Below are 16,809 nucleotides of genomic sequence, written 5' to 3'. Positions count from 1 at the left end.
CAACGAGTGATATCCGGGATGCTTCTGATCCTGCTGTTCGTCGCACCTTCATGGGGCGGGCAGTTCTTTGAGCAAGACGGCATGGCGATTCGAGGCTACGACCCGGTTGCCTATTTCACGAGGGGGACACCCATGCAGGGAGTTCCCGAGTTCCACGCCGTCTTTCAAGGATCGATCTTTTACTTTGCCTCGGCGACTCATCGAGACATCTTTCTTGCGAACCCGGAGAAATTCTCCCCCCAATATGGCGGTTTTTGCGCCTATGGCATGGCGAAAGGCTACAAAGCCTCCATCGATCCGGTCGCCTTTGCGGTGGTCGGTGAGAAGCTCTATCTCAATTACAGTGGCACCGTGCGGGCGCTATGGATCTTAGATATTTCCGGCTACGTCAAGAAAGCCGACCACAATTGGCCTGCCGTGCGGTTGACCACTCGGGTCACGCCATAGTTCCGTCGCCCCTTCTCAGCGTAAGAACTCCCCATACGCACCGACTCATGCACAGAGCGACACCATCTTCTCTGCTACGCGTTCACGCCGGAGGAGCCTATGACACCGACATTACACGTTGATCCCCTTGTTCCAGAAACGATGCCCGTGATGTCTGCGCCGCCGGTGGACCAGCCCTCGACAGCACCGGGGGAGTGGGCCGCCGGCCAAGACTTGCCAGAGGAGCGGATCTATCGCCACCGCCTCCCGGTGCGGATCGGCCATTGGCTGAATGTGGGCTGTCTCTTCATTCTCATCATGAGCGGGTTGCAGATTTTCAACGCCCATCCGGCACTCTATTGGGGGGATCGATCGGATCGAGACCGACCCCTACTTTCCATTCGCGCCGTCAAATCGTCGGATGGGGGCCAAGTGAACGGCATCACCACGATACTGGGCTATCCATTCGATACCACCGGGGTCCTCGGTTATTCCAACAACAGTGCCAGGGCGTTTCCCGCTTGGGCGACTGTGCCGAGCGCGAAATGGCTCGCGATGGGCCGCCAGTGGCATCTCTTCTTTGCCTGGCTGTTCGTCATCAACGGCCTGTTCTTTGCAGCCTATGCCTTCATCAGCCGCCACTTCACGAAAGACCTGCTGCCGACCGGCCGAGATCTGAAGAACATCCCACAGGCGGTGAAAGACCATCTCCGGTTGCGCCACCCGAAGGGCAACGAAGCCAAGCACTACAACGTGCTGCAGAAGCTGGCCTACATCGGCGTGCTGTTCGGACTCGCGCCGCTGATTGTGCTGACCGGTCTGACGATGTCGCCGACGATCGATACCGCGGTTCCCTGGCTATTGACGATCTTCGGAGGAAGGCAGGCGGCGCGGACGATTCATTTCATCGCCTGTTTCTCATTCGTCGGGTTCATCGTCATCCATGTCGCGCAGGTGATGCTGACCGGGTTCTTTAACAACATCCGATCGATGGTGACCGGATACTTTGTCGTACGGCATGAAGGAGTGAAGTGATGAAGCATGAACAAGCCATGAAACGTCGTGGATTCTTGAAGGCCACGGTCGGTGCAGCGAGCCTCATTGCACTCGTCGGTTGTGACCAGTTGACGCAGAGCAGTTGGTTCCCCTCGATTCTCCACAAGGCTGAGGGCCTGACCGAACGGGCTCAGCGCGTGGTCACACCGGCCAGCGCCATGGCCAAAGAGTATGGGGAGGGAGACATTTCGAACGTATTCCCGGCCAACGGCAATACGGATCCTGGGACGGAAGAGTATGCCGTGATGGTGAAGAACGATTTTGCCGACTGGCAGGTGCTGATCGATGGACTGGTGACAACGCCCACCATGTTCTCGCTCGGCGCAATCAAGGAGATGCCCGCGCGCACGCAGATCACCCGGCACGATTGCGTCGAAGGGTGGAGCGCGATCGGCAAGTGGACCGGTGTGCCGTTGGGCGACCTGCTGCGCAAAGTCGAGCCGCTGCCGACGGCGAAGTATGCGGTCTTCTATTGCGCCGACATCGACGATGAAGGCCTGTCGTATTACGAAAGTATGGCCGTGGCTGATTGCTTTCATCCGCAGACGATCCTGGCGTATGCATTGAACGACAAAACGCTCGATATTTCTCATGGCGCCCCGTTGCGCCTTCGCTTCGAACGTCAGCTGGGCTACAAACAAGCAAAGTATGTCGAACGCATTGAGTTGGTCGAGTCGCTTGCCGACATCGGTGGGGGTAAGGGGGGCTATTGGGAAGATCAAGGGTATGAATGGTACGCAGGCATATAGGATGTTGAAACAGGTTTCCAGCTTCGTTCCCGCTCCTTCGCACCCGGCGACGTACATACAAGCGTACGCCTCGGGTCCTCAGTCGCTCGTGCCTTGCTGGACAACCTGTTTGAACAGCCTATTACGTAGTTTGATGTTCATCATCCTCTCCGGATGTCTCTCGCCCATCGCCATGCATCGGGCGGTGATCGAGTACGACCGGACGGTGAGTTATGTCGAAGCGGATCTGCTCCTCTTGAACATTGCTCGGGCCCGGTACCACCGGCCGGTGCATTTCACTGCGGTGTCCAGCGTCGCGGCCACGTTCGACTTTCGAACCAGCGCCGGGATCTCCGGAGGATTGGGACGCGCGCCGGAAGCGGCCGAGCGGGCGGTCAATCTTGAGTACAGCGCGAGCGTCGCGGAGAATCCGACCATCACGATTGTGCCGATCACCGGCGAGGAATTTACGAAGCGTGTGTTGCGGCCGCTCGACGAGGATAAGTTCGAGTTTCTGGTTCGGCAGGGCTACGACATCAATATGGTGCTGCGCCTGATGGCGCGCGGCATTGCGTTCGATGACGAGCGCGGCCCTCTCGTGTTGTTTAATGCGCCGTCCCAGGGAGAGGGCTACAGAGAGTTTCGCCGGAGGCTGCTGCATCTGGCCGGGTTGGACGCGGAGCGCCAACTCTTTGTCGGTCCGATTCTGTTCGAGGAGAGTCACACGGTCCGCACGAATCGTCCGCCGAATCCAGACGAAGTCGTCGCGGCACTGGAGAAGGGATTCCGTTGGGAAGGCGACGACGAGGGAAAAGTCCACACGGTTCGCCGCAAGGCCGTCGGTAGGCTGGTGATCGCAAATTACGACCCGGCCCGATTGTCGAACGAGGAACGGCGGCACCTGCATGAGGAAGCCCAACGGGCGCCGCTCGACTCCATCCTGGTCGATATCCGGCCGGGCAACCCGGGCGGCGACTATCCGTTGCACGGCTCGATCTTGCTCCGCAGCATGAACGCGATCATTGGCTTCGTGGCTCGGAGCATCGAGGAGGAGCAGGAGCTGATGGTGTCCCCCGATGTCAGAACGAAGACGGTCGTGCGGAACCCGGCTCGTACGCTCGAGATCGAGGAGTCCGACTCGAAGCCCGGCGATTATGAATTCTCCGTGCCGTTCGACGGTCGGTATTACTCGGTCCGGAAATATCCTGTGAGTCAGGGCATGGTACCGAGCTGGAATCAAGAAGCCTTTGCGGTTCTGTCGAATCTCTTCCAGATGACGGTGACGGATCTGACGAAGTACCCGACACCGGCGATTGCGATTACCAAGTAGCAGGAGCGATGTGTCACTGCGCCGCCTCGCCTGAGAGCGTCCACCTGCTCTACACAATCGCCCATGGTGGATAGCCGGCTGTGCGGCCGACGCGGCCACATCACTTGGGGCTGTCAGGCTAAGCGAGAACCCCCCTGTAAGAATCGGCTCTCCTGACCGACTCAGTGCATAGCTGTAACAAGCACAATCTTCCACGGTGATGGATCAGAAAGGAGTCATGATGCTACACCACGAGATGATAGAGGAGGTTGCTGCCCCTCCCGCAATGCCTGCCCAAGCGAGAGCCCCGGGAAAGCTGATCGTCTTGCTCGTCCTCGCTCTTGGCATCACGGCGTTCTTCTATTTCGACGTGGGGCGCGCACTATCCCTCGGCGCATTGAAGGAGAATCGTGATCGTTTGCTCGCCTTCACGGGGGCCAACTATGCCACCGCCGTGGCGCTCTTTATTGTGTCGTATGCAACGGTCACGGGCCTGTCGCTGCCTGGCGCGGTCATCCTGACGCTGGCCGGAGGATTCTTGTTCGGCAGCATTTTCGGAACGCTCTTCGTCAACCTTGGCGCGACAACCGGCGCGACTCTGTCGTTTCTCGTCGCTCGGTATCTCCTGCGTGATGCCGTCGAACAGAAATTCGGGAAATGGCTTAGCCCCTTCCAGGAAGGATTCGCCAAGAATGCTCTCAGCTATCTCATGACCCTGCGCCTGATTCCGTTGTTCCCCTTCTTTGTTGTGAATCTGGTGTCGGGGCTGACGCATGTACGCGTGGGGACGTACATCATGGCCACGGCCATCGGGATTATCCCCGGCTCCTTCGTATACGCGTACGCTGGACGACAACTGGGTACTATCAACTCGCTCAAGGAGATTGCCTCGCCCAGCGTGCTTGCTGCGTTCATCCTCCTAGGGCTTCTTGCCCTCGTCCCCATTGTTTACAAGAAGCTCTCCGTAAACAAACAGGATGGCCATTGATTGCTGATGCGAAGGAGCGACCTCCTATGATTACACATCCGACCGAGAGGATGGATTCGATGCCCCAGCCTGAGTACGGGGTGGTTTTTCCGCAAGACGAGCATAACCAGAAACTCGTCGACAATGTACACCCATCGAGTTGGATCAATCCTGAGTCCAGGGATCGCTACAATATTATTGTAATCGGGGCCGGGACGGCTGGCCTCGTCACAGCCGTGATTGCGGCCGGGGTGGGGGCCAAAGTGGCCTTGATAGAGCGGCATCTCATGGGAGGTGACTGCTTGAACGTCGGCTGTGTGCCGTCTAAGGGGATCCTCCGAGCGGCGCGCGCCTGGGCCGACCTGCGCAATGCAGGAGAATTTGGGCTTCACATCCCTCCGGGCGTGAAATACGACTTTGGCGGCGCGATGACCCGTATGCGGAAGTTGCGGGCGCGAATCAGTCACACGGACTCGGTCCACCGGTACACGAAGTTGGGCGTTGACGTGTACATCGGTAACGCACGGTTTACCGATGGCGACACAATTCAGGTCGAAGGACAGGCCGGCAACCGCACCTTGAGATTCGCCAAGGCAGCGATTTGTACAGGGGCCAGAGCCGCGGTTCCGTTCACGCCAGGATTAGCTGAGGTCGGCTACCTCACCAACGAAACAGTGTTCTCGCTGACTGAATTGCCGCAACGTATTGGGGTCATCGGGGCGGGACCGATTGGGTGCGAGCTGGCACAAGCGTTTGCCCGGTTCGGCAGCCAGGTATTTCTTATCGAGGCACAGCATGGCCTTATGCCGAATGAGGATCGAGACGCAGCGGCGATCGTTGAGCAGAAGATGGTCCGCGATGGGGTGAAGCTTCTCTGTTGTGGCAAGGAACTGAAGCTCAGCAAAATGGATAGTGGTAAGCGGCTGACCGTCGACTCGCACGGCCAATACTATGACATCACCGTCGACGAAATTCTCCTGGGTATCGGTCGCACGCCGAACGTCCAGGGGCTTGGATTGGAAACCGCCGATGTCAAGTACGACAGAAACGGCGTGATGGTGAACGACCGACTCCAGACGACGAATCCCAGAATCTATGCAGCGGGCGATATCTGCTCCAAGTACAAGTTCACTCACGCCGCTGATGCCATGGCACAGATCCTCATCCAGAACGCGCTGTTCCCTCACCCGTTCGGATTCGCCTATGCGAGTGCGGATTCGTTGGTCATGCCCTGGTGCACCTACACGGAGCCGGAAGTCGCGCACGTGGGAATGTATGAAGCGGATGCCAGGGCCAAGGGCCTCGAAGTCGAGACCTACACCTACCCCCTCACTGAAGTGGACCGGGCGATACTCGATGGCGAAGACGAAGGCTTTGCTCGTGTGCATATTCAGAAGGGTACCGACAAGATCCTCGGTGCCACCATTGTAGCTTGCCATGCCGGTGACATGATCAATGAGTTCTCCGTAGTGATGAAAGCCGGGGCCGGTGCCAAGACGATTGCCGGGACGATTCATCCCTATCCCACGCAGGCAGAGGTTAACAAGAAGGTGATAAACCTCTGGCGCAAAGCACACTTTACGAACGGGCAAAAGAACATCCTCACGAAGTGGTTTGCTTGGACGCGAAAAAGCTAGGGTTCGCATGGCTCGCTTGCAATGCATACATCCGCCATTCGCACAACGCCCATGATGTTGCATGCGCAGTTGCCACGACGCCTGAAGGTGACATGCCGTGCCTGGTCGGTTCAGCTCATTGCTTCAGGAGCGGCTGATGTTTGCTCACGACCAAGAACGCTCCCAGTCGGACCACTGTGAAGTGGCGAAGAGGCCGAGCTTGAGCAAGGAAGCAATCGCGGTCTTGTCCCTGCGGCTCTCCGACAGCGACCAACGTCACAACACCGTTAACCTCGACCCCAAAGAGAGGTTGACCATGATTCTGAGGGTCATGACGATAATCGGGGTTCTTCTGCTCAGCATCTCTGCCCCATGGGCGACCGCCCAAGGGGATGTTGGCATGAAGGCGCCAGATATCATGAATGAAATGTGGCTGAATAGCCTACCTCTGAAACTGATGGACCTGAAGGGCAAGGTCGTTATAGTCGAGTTCTGGACGTTCGGCTGTTACAACTGCCGGAACGTCGAACCGCACGTGAAGGACTGGCACAAAAAATATGCCGAGCACGGGTTGGTCGTGATCGGCGTCCACTCTCCAGAGTTTGCCTATGAGCGCGACATTGATAAGGTCCGACAGTATGTGGCTGAACATGACATTCGCTACGCAGTCACGATTGACAACGACTACTCGACCTGGAACCGGTATAGAAATCACTACTGGCCGGCGCTATATCTCATCGACAAGCAAGGCATCGTTCGGTACGTGCGGATCGGGGAAGGTGGATATCAAGATACCGAACGGCTGATTCAATCGCTGTTGCAGGAGCATTTATGAGGGATCTCATGAGCTATCGGCCCATGCTTGCCAAGGTGCTTGTCTTGTGTGTTTGGATGCTCGTGTGGTGGGACTCAAGTCGAGCCGAGTGGTACCTTGCTGCTCAGGGTGGGCTGCAGGTTCCGCAAGACCTGGCCAACATTCGTGGGACGGGTAGCTTTAGCGGAGTGACGTCGAACGATCTGAACCTGCGTAACCAATCGGCTTACGGGGTCAAGGCGGGATACTTCTTCTCCGATGCCTGGAACTGGATTGGCCTGGAGTTTGATTTCTCTCACAGCGACGCCAATATTGAACGGCAAAGTATCACGGCCACCGCGCCGATCCTGGGTGCGACGCAGCAGAACGGGATGACTCCGCGCGTCGGGCTGACTTCAAATAATATGGTTATGAATGTCATCGCGCGCTATCCGGGGCAACATCTCCAACCGTATATGGGGGGTGGAGCTGGCCTGGGAAATTCCCTGCTGCGTACGGCACCCCACGCAGAGTCCGTATATTACCCGGTGTTCAACGTGTTCGTCGGAGTGAAAATGTTTCTGACCGAGCATCTCGCGCTCTTTAGAACCTATCTCAAAATAGTTGACGGCCTGAATTTCCAGCCGTATAAGTCCGGACATGCTCCGTCTGCGTGATGACCAATGGGAGAGGATTCGTGCCCATTTCCCCGAAGAGCACATTCCCGATAACCGTCCTGGACGCAAACCGGTGCCGACCCGAGCGGTCTTGGACGCCGTCCTCTGGATTCTGAATACCGGGGCCCAGTGGCACTTCCTGCCGCAGTGCTATCCGAATTACAAAACCGTCCATCGTCGATTCCAACAGTGGTGTCAACAAGAGGTCTTGCGCGCGGTGCTGACCCAGTTGGCGAACACGCTGCGCGACGAAGGAGTGCTCGACGAACGGGAGAGTTTCATTGATGCCACGTTTGCAGCGGCCAAGGGTGGCGGCGAGGCCGTCGGGCTCACGAAACGCGGCAAGGGCGTGAAGATTCTCGCGATTGTGGATCGCCATGGACTTCCGCTCTCGGTCAGTACGCATGCCGCCAATCATCATGAAGTCACCCTGGTCCAACTCAGTTTCGACTTCTACATGCTGGAGGCCAAGCCGGAACATCTCATCGGAGACCGGGCCTATGACAGCGATGGCCTCGATGAGGAGCTCCAGCAAGACGGCGTCAACATGATCGCGCCGCATCGCTCCACTCGGAAACTCAAGACTCAGGATGGACGCCACCTCCGCCGATACGAACGTCGCTGGCTCGTCGAGCGCTTCTTCGCCTGGCTCCAGTGGAAACGACGGCTCCTCATCCGTTGGGAATACTACGCCACCAATTTTCTCGGCTTTGTGCAGCTCGCCTGCATCACGATGCTCCTCAAACAATTTTGAGATAGGTTCTAGTGAGTACAAGCATGCCCGTGCGTCCGTCGAGTTCTCTGACAATCAATTCAAGGCTGACCTTCGGACCAATTGGTTCATGGGCGGCATTGTCTATCATTTTGGACCATGAGCTCTCTCACCCGTCGCAGCTTTCTCAAGGCGACAAGCGCATTGGCGTTCCTGGCAGCCTGGCCAGGGTCTGCGTGCTCGGGTCTCCTCGATCGTATTCTTCGCCCTCAGCAGGCGAGAGGTACCCCGTCCATCACACCCAACGAGGAGTTTTACGTCACGTCGTATCGGAGTCCACCAACTATTCGAATCGGCGAGTGGGCGCTTTTGGTCACTGGTCTCGTGGAGAGACCGATCACACTGACCTATGACCAGCTGCTCGAGAAGCCGACAGTTTCGAGCATTGTCACATTGGAGTGTGTTGGCAATACCGTTGCCGGAGAGTTCATCAGCACGGCAAAGTGGGAAGGTATTTCTCTTGGTGCCCTACTGGATGAAGCTGGTGCAAACGGCAGTGCCTATGATGTCGTCTTTAAAGCCGCCGATGGATTCTCAGACAGTATTCGATTTCAACGAGCAATGGCCGGGGATGTGCTGATCGCGCACAGGATGAACGGCGTGCCGCTCCCACAGGGCCATGGGTTTCCTGCCCGCGTCGTTGTGCCCGGACACTACGGGATGAAAAGCGTGCAGTGGCTCACCGAGATCGAGGTCGTGAATTACGACTATAAGGGCTACTATCAGCAGAGGGGCTGGACCGACGACGCCAGCGTGAAGACGATGTCTCGAATCGATCTGCCGGGTCATGGAACGACCATTCCTGGTCTTCACCATAGAGTACAAGGACTCGCCTTTGCAGGCACAAGGGGGATCCGGCTGGTCGAGATCAGCATAGACAATGGTGAGCATTGGACTGCAGCGACACTTGAGCCGCCGAGTTCTCCCTATGCATGGAACTTCTGGAGCTATGATTGGGCGGTGCCGGCACCGGGCCGTTACACGATGCTGGTCCGTGCGACTGATGGAACGGGAATGGTCCAAACGTCACTTGAGCAAGATTCTGCTCCAGACGGTGCGACTGGGCTTCATGAGATTACCGTGACCATCTCCGTCTAGAAACGGCTCAAGAAGAGGCGGCCAGTCGACCGGCCGCCGACGGTCGTCTAGATGTTAATCACTAATCATAGTTGGCACTTCCTGAGAGGTGTCGGTGGATTTATAACGAGCAAGAAACCGTTCTAACATTTTGCTGAATCCGCGAAAGAGTCAGAAACTGTAATGGTCCTTTTAAGGCGAGGGTCGTGAATTTAAATCCCGTTTCCCGCTCCATAGGTACACACTCTTCGAAATTCTGGCGTCCACCCTCTGGCGCCCATTCATAAACTCTTCCTTTCCCGCCGGCCTCGCCTTGATCGGCGCGCTGTTCACTGCACGCAATGACCATGGTCTCCAAGGCTTAAAGTTCCGGCAGCGTGCCTGAAATCCTTCAGCGCTCGAATCCTCCGGGGGCAATCGCAGCACCTCCTGAAATTTCAGAGGGTACTCGGGAGGCTACGCGCGCTGGGTAGCAATAAGGGAGCGACGGGGAGGGTGGTAACTGAAAAAATGAATCGGGGCTTGAAATGGGGTTGTTCATGAGGAAAACATGGCTGTCTGTGAGCCTCTGGCACCAGTTTACGGCGATCGCTTTTGGGCATAGGTTGAAAAAATCTGAAATTGTGGTTGTGTTAAGAGGCAGAATGAGGCTGGATTTCACTAACATTTTGAATGTTTAATGGTGCCGAGGGACAGAATCGAACTGTCGACACCAGCCTTTTCAGGGCTGTGCTCTGCCAACTGAGCTACCTCGGCGTTTCGGTAGGATGTTGAGGAGGAGGTTCTGTCTACAGGATAACTAAAGAAAAATCAACTCTTCACCTTCGGCGTGGCGGAGAGGGCGGGATTTGAACCCGCGACAAGGCTTTTGGCCCTGTGACGGTTTAGCAAACCGTTGCCTTCGGCCACTCGGCCACCTCTCCGCACTCCCTTGTCCGAGACCCTGTATGAGATATCTGCCCTAGACTATTGGTATCTGATCCCCCTTCTCCGGAAAGAAGAAGGGGGATCATACCCCAGAGCATGGAGCGCACTCAAGTGATTCTGGTGAATGATTTTCAGCGAAGAAAGATTTGTTGTGCGGGGTAGGTTGTGAGCGGGTACAGTCGATGATCTCCCCCGCTAGCGTTTGCCGAACTCTTTCAGAATATCGGCAAAGGTGGTTTGCCACTGAGCAAATAGTCCCGGCTGGCGTTTGTACTGCGTCGTGTGGACCAGCCTTGTATGGACCACATTTCTTGAGGGGAAGGGGCTGGGGAGACTGACCTGAGAACGCGGGATTTCCATGGAGGGAGGATCGACATCGGCCGATCGCACGACGCCGCTGGTCAGCAGCATGCGCAAGGCATGTGACTTCTGATGGGTTCGTGCACGCGAACTCTTGTGAGAGTTTGCCATATGTCCTCACGAGACGGGTGGTGGTTGGTAAGGCAACGACGATGCGGAATCCGCTACATCCAGAGGATGCGACCAAGTTCTTCGTCGAGTTCCTTCGCTCGTTGACATTGGCTACAGCGGGCAAAAAGGCCATCGTTGCCCGGTGAGTTCTGTGCCCGAAGCACCAACTGATATTTCTGACCACCGCAGAAGGGACAGGCTTTCCCATGAAGTTCTCGGCGCACCGATCCGATTCTTCCCACCTGTTTGTGCATGGAGCCTCCTGTGATACCGGGGGTGTTGACTGCAGCGATGTCCGGGGGGCAGCTGTGACCTGCTGTGAATCGTGCATGCTCAACAATACCGAGCAAGTAGGAGGCTGAGAATACCGTGGAGGAGGGGGAGGGGCGCTAATCTAAGGAGGGGTGATGGGTTGTGCGATCCTTTAATTATCTAAAAAGCATGTGTAATCAATGGCTTATTATCAAGTGTTCAAGCTGAGGATTCGATGATTTTGTTGCGCCTCGCGAGTTCCTCCATGGTGGCGATGTCCGAGTTTGAGGGTGAAGGCAGATCTCGCCAGGAGGATGTCGAGACCTCTTGCCGCCCTGGGTGGGCACAACCAAAGCAGACACCTTCACCCTTTCTCAGTCAACCATGTTGAGGAGTGTGCCCGCAAGTGCGTAGTTATTCTGACCCTCTCGGGCGTGGCGGGGGACAATGACCCGTGTCTCCCCTCATGCGGCGGACGCTATTCCGATAGCATAAGCGGAGGGTGTGAGGTGGGGACGTCAGGTGTGGCTAGGAAGAGATGGAGAATGGGATTTGGCGGAGGGGGCGAGATTTGAACTCGCGGATAGGTTACCCCATCTCCGGTTTTCAAGACCGGCACGTTCGGCCACTCCGTCACCCCTCCACATCTGGCCGGAAACTCTTCTCAAACGGACCGTTCTATCTTCTGCAGTCCTCCCATATAGGGCTGCAAGGCAGCCGGGATGGCGACCGAGCCGTCGGGTTGTTGATAGTTTTCCAGAATGGCGACCAGCGTTCTTCCGACTGCCAATCCGGATCCGTTTAACGTATGAACGAACTCGGGCTTCGAATCTTTTTTTCCTGCCTTGGGCCGGCAACGGATGTTTGCTCGGCGCGCCTGGAACGCTTCGAAATTACTACAGGATGAAATTTCGCGAAAGGTGTGCTGCGAGGGCAGCCACACTTCAATGTCGTACGTTTTGGCCGCGGAGAATCCCATGTCGCCGGTGCAGAGCGTGATGACTCGATAATGTAGTCCCAACCCCTGCAAGATGGCCTCGGCGTGGGAGGTCAATCGTTCCAGTTCCTCGTACGATTGCTCAGGTTTTGCGAAGGCGACCAGTTCGACTTTGTTGAATTGATGGAGGCGGATGAGGCCCCGCGTGTCCTTGCCGTAAGAACCGGCCTCACGCCGAAAGCAGGGCGTATAGGCGGTGTAGCGAATCGGCAGCGCCTCCTCCGACACAATTTCTTCCCGATGCAAATTTGTTACGGGTACTTCTGCGGTGGGGATCAAGAAGAGTTCTTCATCGCGCATCTGAAACAGGTCTTCCTCGAATTTCGGCAACTGCCCAGTCCCCGTCATGGCCGCGCGATTGACCAGTAGCGGAGGCAGCACCTCGCGATACCCGTGTTGGCTGGTATGCCGGTCGAGCATATAGTTGATGAGCGCGCGTTCGAGTCGTGCCCCCAGGCCGGTCAGCACGGCAAAGCGGGCTTTCGCCATGCGTACGGCGCGATCAAAGTCTAAAATCCCAAGAGCCTCTCCAAGATCCCAGTGAGACTGGGCCGGCGCGGAGAGTGTGGGGGGCGAGCCCCATCGACGCACTTCCACATTCTGGTCGGCATCCTGCCCGGTCGGCACGGACTCGTGAGGGAGGTTGGGGATGCGCAGTGCAATGTGAGACAGCTGTTCTTCGATGAGCCGGAGCTGCTCTTCTTGCCCTTTGATGGTGTCCCCCAGTGCTTTCATCGCGGCCATGGCTGCTTCGGCTGGCTGCTTTTCGCGTTTCAGGCGGGCTACTTCGTCTGACCCCTTTTTCAGCTGATGCCGAAGCTCTTCCACCTCGATCGTCCGGCTGCGACGATCCTCGGTGAGCTTCCGGAGGTCCTCCCAAGCGACATCCTTGCCACGCGGCCCAAGCCGCTCCCGAATTCCGTCCAAGTTGTCCCGCAAGATGCGAAGGTCGTACATACACGTTTCCCCGTGAAGCGGCGAGAAATCTAACATCGCATGTTCCCGTAGTCAATGAACGGAGGAGCTCGGCGTTCGGCCCCGACGAGGTCGTGCGCGATTGACAACGCACGATGCGCGCGGCACCATAGCCGGCATGAGGGTCGTTTCCAATCCGCCCAATCGGTTTGAGTCGATACAGCGTGAAGAGCTTGAGCCTGCTGCACGCGCACGCGTACAGTTGTTCGAGGACGACACGCAACAGATTCTCAGTCGCAATGAGAGCCCGGACCTGCCGTTCCGATGGAGTGTGAATCCTTATCGTGGCTGTTTCCATGCCTGCGCCTATTGCTATGCGCGCCCTTCACATGAGTATTGGGGGTTTGGGGCGGGTACCGACTTCGAATCAAAAATCGTGGTGAAACGGCGCGCGGCCGACCTGCTTCGTCAGGCGTTCGAAAAGCCATCCTGGCACGGCGAGTTGGTCGTGTTCTCCGGGAATACGGATTGTTATCAGCCCGTCGAGTCCACGCTCGGTCTCACTCGTGCCTGCCTCGAAGTCTGTGCGGACTATCAGAACCCGGTCGGAATCATCACGAAAGGGACCCTGCTGGTTCGCGATCTCGACCTATTCCAGCGCCTGCGCGACCGGGCTTCGATTCGTGTCTACTTCAGCATTGGCTTCGCCGATGACGACACGGCGCGCCTGGTGGAGCCTCAGGCGCCCAGCATCACCGCGCGATTTGAGGCGATGAAACTGCTGTCTGAGGCGGGTATTCCCACCGGGATTTCCGTGGCGCCGATCATTCCAGCACTGAACGACAAAGCCATTCCAGAGTTGTTGGCGCGTGCGAAAGCCGCGGGGGCAACGACTGCGACCTGGAGTGTGTTGCGATTGCCCGGCAACGTCGAGTCGGTGTTTCTTGAACGGATGCGTGACGCGTTTCCAGATCGGGTCTCAAAAATTGTCCACCGCATTCAAGAGGTGCGTGGCGGGGCGATGAGCGATGCGAGGTTTTTTCGTCGCCTGCAAGGGGCCGGCACGTATTGGCATTGCATGGAACAGCTGTTTGAGCTCAGTCGGCGACGTGCTGGGTTTATGCCGGACGACCAGCCTGTGCCGCAGACCTTCCGCCGCCCACAGGCGCAACAATCTTTATATGATGGGGAGGGAGGGTGAAGCACAATCCGGGCTTTCTGAAACGTGTGGACGCAGCACGCGCGCAGGTTCGGGAATGTAGCGTGTCGGAAGTGAAGGCCAGGCTGGATCGGGCCGAATCGTTTCACTTCGTGGATGTTCGAGAGGATCGCGAATTTGCCGAGGACCACGCCGTGGGGGCTATTCATATCGGAAGGGGGGTCATCGAGCGAGACATTGAGACCATTCTTCCCGACAAAACACAGCCGATCGTGCTGTATTGCGGAGGTGGGTATCGTTCGGTGCTGGCGGCGGAGAGTCTGGGCCAGATGGGGTATACCGACGTCGTCTCCATGGACGGGGGAATCAAGGCTTGGCGCGCGGCCGGTTATCCCATCGAAAAGGATACTTCGCGGTAGTACATGCCCTTCTCCAGGCGAGAATTCTTCAACAACGCGGGTTTTGGCCTCCTGCTCCTTCCGGCGCTGCTCCGGTCGCCACAGACAATTCTGGGACATCTGTTGTTTGAACCCGCAGGCTCCTTGGTCGCACTAAAGCCCGTTCCCGCAAATCCGTTCACCCGAAACGGCCGGCCCTTGGTGGCCATCGTGCATGGTCGGGACCCGGGGCGAATGTTGCCGCGTGCCATGGAATTGCTCGGGGGATTCGATCGATTGAACGTGCGGGGAAAACGTGTGTTGCTGAAGCCCAATGTCCTGAACGACCAGCCGCCGCCCTCGACGACCAATCCCCAGGTGGTCGCAGCTATGGCGGCGATGACCAAGGCCGGCAGGGCGGCGGAGGTGCTGGTCGCCGATGGGTCCGGGATCATTCGGCTTCCGACGTCCGCCAATATGACGGCAACGGGAATGCGGGCCGCTGCGGAGTCGGCCGGGGCCAGGGTGCTGGCTCTCGAGGATGAACCATGGGTTCGCGTCGAACCGGCGGCGGCGCAGGCGCTCAGGAAGTTTTATGTTTCGCGTCCTGTGTACGACGCGGATCTTGTGATCAACATGCCGGTGATCAAGACGCATCGCTTCGCGGAGTTTTCCTGCAGCCTGAAAAATTTTGTGGGAGTGGTTCATCCCAGAAATCGTCCCTCCGTGACCTTCTGGAGCGGCGATTGGCACGAGCGTATTGCCGAGATCAATCTCGCCGTCCACCCCACACTGACCGTGGCGGACGGCACGACGACCATGATTGCGGGAGGCCCGACATCCGGAACGTCCTCGAAGACGGATCTACTCATTTGCAGTGGAGATCGGGTGGCCGTCGATCTGACTGCCATTGCGCTGCTCCGATCCTTCGGGACCTGGCCGAAGCTTCAGGGCAGACGAATCGGGGAGCAGCGTCAAATCAAACGTGCTGCCGAACTCGGGCTTGGGGTCGGGTCGGGACGGGAGATCGAAGTGGTGAGCGATGCCGTGGACGGGGCTCCACCAGCCTTCACGCAGCTGGTGGAGCATATTCGCCGTGATTTGCTCGCGACGTAATTGCTACTTATTGGTGCGATCGAATTCCTTGATCACTTGCTCGGTGAGGTCGATCGTATCCTTGTTGAAGATCACGATCTTCACGGTTTGCTCGCTCCCCTTGTCCAGCACGAGCTGGTACCCGCCCTTGTCGGCGACGGCTTGGGTGGCTGCGGCAATTTTCTTCATGTAGTCGTCGACGAGTTCCTTCTGCTTGCCCTGAAGTTCCTGATTAAACTCCTGGGCGCGTTTCTGATAGTCCTGAATCTTGGTGCGGAACGACGCTTCTTTCTCTTTCTTTTCCGCATCAGTGAACTTCGACGCCTGCTCTTTGAGTTGCTTCTCGGTGTTGCGCAACTCTTCTTCATCGCGAGACAACAGCTTTTGGCGCGTCGCCACATATTCCCGCAATCCATCCAGGGCTCGCTTACCGGCCTTGCTCTTTTCCAGGACCACTTGGGGATCGATCACCCCCATCTTGAATTCCGCCGCCGGACTCGTTGAGAACAAGCCGAGGGTCGCTGCGATCAGCACCCCGACCATCGTCGCGGACCGGCCTGGTCCTTGCCACTTCACACCCATCTGGGGACTCCTTTCGCCGAAAAAAAGTCGTGATCTAAACCTCCGGAGAATAGCCGTCCGCCGGGAACGTGTCAAGAAGGGGAGACGGCGGGGGATGGGTGGTTTGACAGGCCGGAGCCCGGCGACTATAAGCCAGGGAGCATCCTCCCGTATCCTACCCTCCGGTACCCTGGCCACCACCGGATGAGAAAGGAGTGTCGAATGTCCACTGGTCACGACACAACCCACCGACTGTTCGTCAAGGCGATTCAACACGAAGGTATCAGCTGCGGGCGTGACGGGTGTCCGGGGACGGTTGACGCGATCGACCAGTCCCAGACACGAGATCGAATCAAGACGTTCGAGCTACACTGTGAGTCCTGCGGGTGGCGCAGTCGCGTAACCGGACAGGAGCAACTTGCGCCGCCGTGGGACAACGCCGCGCTGGAATTGATGGCGGACGAGCATTTGCTGCATCAGCAGCCCGTCTGTCCGTTCGATGACACGCCGGTGGTGTTCATCTCCATGCCGAATCCTCGCCGCAAAGCCAAGTACCGCGTGGCCTGTTTTTATTGCGGCCGACAGACGGAAATGGAGTGGCCGCCGCCGGAGAGTAAACGATAGGGTCGGCGAG

General features: G+C 57.5%; 18 protein-coding genes and 3 tRNA genes. 14 read left to right on the top strand and 7 right to left on the bottom strand.

Translation table 11 applies throughout. From position 1 onward, the window contains the following. Positions 1-18: 18 nt before the first annotated feature. The 10 genes from KJA79_RS20530 to KJA79_RS20485 all read left to right on the top strand — a co-directional run bounded on the left by KJA79_RS20530 (position 19) and on the right by KJA79_RS20485 (position 9,442). A complete protein-coding gene (locus KJA79_RS20530) occupies positions 19-447 on the top strand; it encodes a YHS domain-containing (seleno)protein (RefSeq protein ID WP_213043961.1) in 429 nt (142 codons plus the stop codon). A gap of 150 nt (positions 448-597) precedes the next feature. Continuing rightward, entirely contained in the window at positions 598-1,461 is an 864-nt protein-coding gene (locus KJA79_RS20525; protein ID WP_425518129.1) for a cytochrome b/b6 domain-containing protein, read from the top strand. Further along, positions 1,461-2,231, top strand: a complete 771-nt coding sequence (locus KJA79_RS20520; protein ID WP_213043959.1) for a molybdopterin-dependent oxidoreductase — start codon at positions 1,461-1,463, stop codon at positions 2,229-2,231. The genes KJA79_RS20525 and KJA79_RS20520 overlap by 1 nt, the downstream gene beginning before the upstream one ends. A gap of 109 nt (positions 2,232-2,340) precedes the next feature. Continuing rightward, positions 2,341-3,540, top strand: coding sequence for a hypothetical protein (locus KJA79_RS20515; RefSeq protein WP_213043958.1), 1,200 nt, complete (start codon positions 2,341-2,343; stop codon positions 3,538-3,540). 217 nt (positions 3,541-3,757) lie between these two features. Continuing rightward, positions 3,758-4,507: a TVP38/TMEM64 family protein gene (locus KJA79_RS20510; RefSeq protein ID WP_246507824.1), complete on the top strand. Its 750-nt coding sequence runs from the start codon at positions 3,758-3,760 to the stop codon at positions 4,505-4,507. Between the two features lie 26 nt (positions 4,508-4,533). Continuing rightward, positions 4,534-6,123 (top strand): mercuric reductase, encoded by a 1,590-nt coding sequence (locus tag KJA79_RS20505; RefSeq protein ID WP_246507822.1) that lies wholly within the window; start codon positions 4,534-4,536, stop codon positions 6,121-6,123. A gap of 379 nt (positions 6,124-6,502) precedes the next feature. Continuing rightward, a complete protein-coding gene (locus tag KJA79_RS20500; RefSeq protein WP_213043957.1) occupies positions 6,503-6,937 on the top strand; it encodes a redoxin domain-containing protein in 435 nt (144 codons plus the stop codon). Next, positions 6,934-7,572: an outer membrane beta-barrel protein gene (locus tag KJA79_RS20495; RefSeq protein ID WP_213043956.1), complete on the top strand. Its 639-nt coding sequence runs from the start codon at positions 6,934-6,936 to the stop codon at positions 7,570-7,572. The genes KJA79_RS20500 and KJA79_RS20495 overlap by 4 nt, the downstream gene beginning before the upstream one ends. Further along, positions 7,556-8,326 carry an IS5 family transposase gene (locus KJA79_RS20490; RefSeq protein WP_213043955.1) on the top strand — a complete coding sequence of 257 codons (771 nt, stop codon included), beginning with the start codon at positions 7,556-7,558 and terminating at the stop codon, positions 8,324-8,326. Before KJA79_RS20495 ends, KJA79_RS20490 begins: the two co-directional genes overlap by 17 nt. A gap of 117 nt (positions 8,327-8,443) precedes the next feature. Next, positions 8,444-9,442: a molybdopterin-dependent oxidoreductase gene (locus KJA79_RS20485; RefSeq protein ID WP_213043954.1), complete on the top strand. Its 999-nt coding sequence runs from the start codon at positions 8,444-8,446 to the stop codon at positions 9,440-9,442. Positions 9,443-10,101: 659 nt separating this feature from the next. Here KJA79_RS20485 and KJA79_RS20480 read toward each other — a convergent pair. The 6 genes from KJA79_RS20480 to serS all read right to left on the bottom strand — a co-directional run bounded on the left by KJA79_RS20480 (position 10,102) and on the right by serS (position 13,025). Next, positions 10,102-10,177: transfer RNA gene (locus KJA79_RS20480), tRNA-Phe, on the bottom strand. A 74-nt stretch (positions 10,178-10,251) separates the two neighbouring features. Then, positions 10,252-10,344 (bottom strand) — tRNA-Ser (locus KJA79_RS20475). 199 nt (positions 10,345-10,543) lie between these two features. After that, positions 10,544-10,819 carry a hypothetical protein gene (locus KJA79_RS20470; protein WP_213043953.1) on the bottom strand — a complete coding sequence of 92 codons (276 nt, stop codon included), beginning with the start codon at positions 10,817-10,819 and terminating at the stop codon, positions 10,544-10,546. 53 nt (positions 10,820-10,872) lie between these two features. Then, positions 10,873-11,073: a hypothetical protein gene (locus KJA79_RS20465; RefSeq protein ID WP_213043952.1), complete on the bottom strand. Its 201-nt coding sequence runs from the start codon at positions 11,071-11,073 to the stop codon at positions 10,873-10,875. Positions 11,074-11,624: 551 nt separating this feature from the next. Further along, positions 11,625-11,714 (bottom strand) — tRNA-Ser (locus KJA79_RS20460). A 21-nt stretch (positions 11,715-11,735) separates the two neighbouring features. Then, on the bottom strand, positions 11,736-13,025 hold the full coding sequence (gene serS, locus KJA79_RS20455) for a serine--tRNA ligase (protein WP_213043951.1): 1,290 nt from the start codon (positions 13,023-13,025) through the stop codon (positions 11,736-11,738). 136 nt (positions 13,026-13,161) lie between these two features. Between serS and KJA79_RS20450 the strand changes: the two genes are divergently transcribed. Genes KJA79_RS20450 through KJA79_RS20440 form a run of 3 tightly spaced genes read left to right on the top strand, consistent with a single transcriptional unit; the run spans position 13,162 to position 15,635 of the window. Then, complete coding sequence (locus KJA79_RS20450) at positions 13,162-14,184, top strand: PA0069 family radical SAM protein (protein WP_213043950.1); 1,023 nt, start codon at positions 13,162-13,164, stop codon at positions 14,182-14,184. Next, positions 14,181-14,561, top strand: coding sequence for a rhodanese-like domain-containing protein (locus KJA79_RS20445; protein ID WP_246507821.1), 381 nt, complete (start codon positions 14,181-14,183; stop codon positions 14,559-14,561). Before KJA79_RS20450 ends, KJA79_RS20445 begins: the two co-directional genes overlap by 4 nt. Before the next feature lie 3 nt (positions 14,562-14,564). Then, a complete protein-coding gene (locus KJA79_RS20440) occupies positions 14,565-15,635 on the top strand; it encodes a DUF362 domain-containing protein (RefSeq protein WP_213043949.1) in 1,071 nt (356 codons plus the stop codon). 3 nt (positions 15,636-15,638) lie between these two features. Here the strand turns inward: KJA79_RS20440 and KJA79_RS20435 are convergent, their stop codons facing one another. After that, positions 15,639-16,196, bottom strand: coding sequence for an OmpH/Skp family outer membrane protein (locus KJA79_RS20435; RefSeq protein ID WP_213043948.1), 558 nt, complete (start codon positions 16,194-16,196; stop codon positions 15,639-15,641). A gap of 201 nt (positions 16,197-16,397) precedes the next feature. On the opposite strand from KJA79_RS20435, the gene KJA79_RS20430 reads away from it, so the two are divergent. Then, positions 16,398-16,799 (top strand): hypothetical protein, encoded by a 402-nt coding sequence (locus KJA79_RS20430; protein ID WP_213043947.1) that lies wholly within the window; start codon positions 16,398-16,400, stop codon positions 16,797-16,799. Positions 16,800-16,809: the final 10 nt, after the last annotated feature.

The sequence above is a fragment of the Nitrospira defluvii genome (assembly GCF_905220995.1).
Classification (GTDB): domain Bacteria; phylum Nitrospirota; class Nitrospiria; order Nitrospirales; family Nitrospiraceae; genus Nitrospira_A; species Nitrospira_A defluvii_C.
This window is presented reverse-complemented; position numbering and strand designations above follow the sequence as displayed.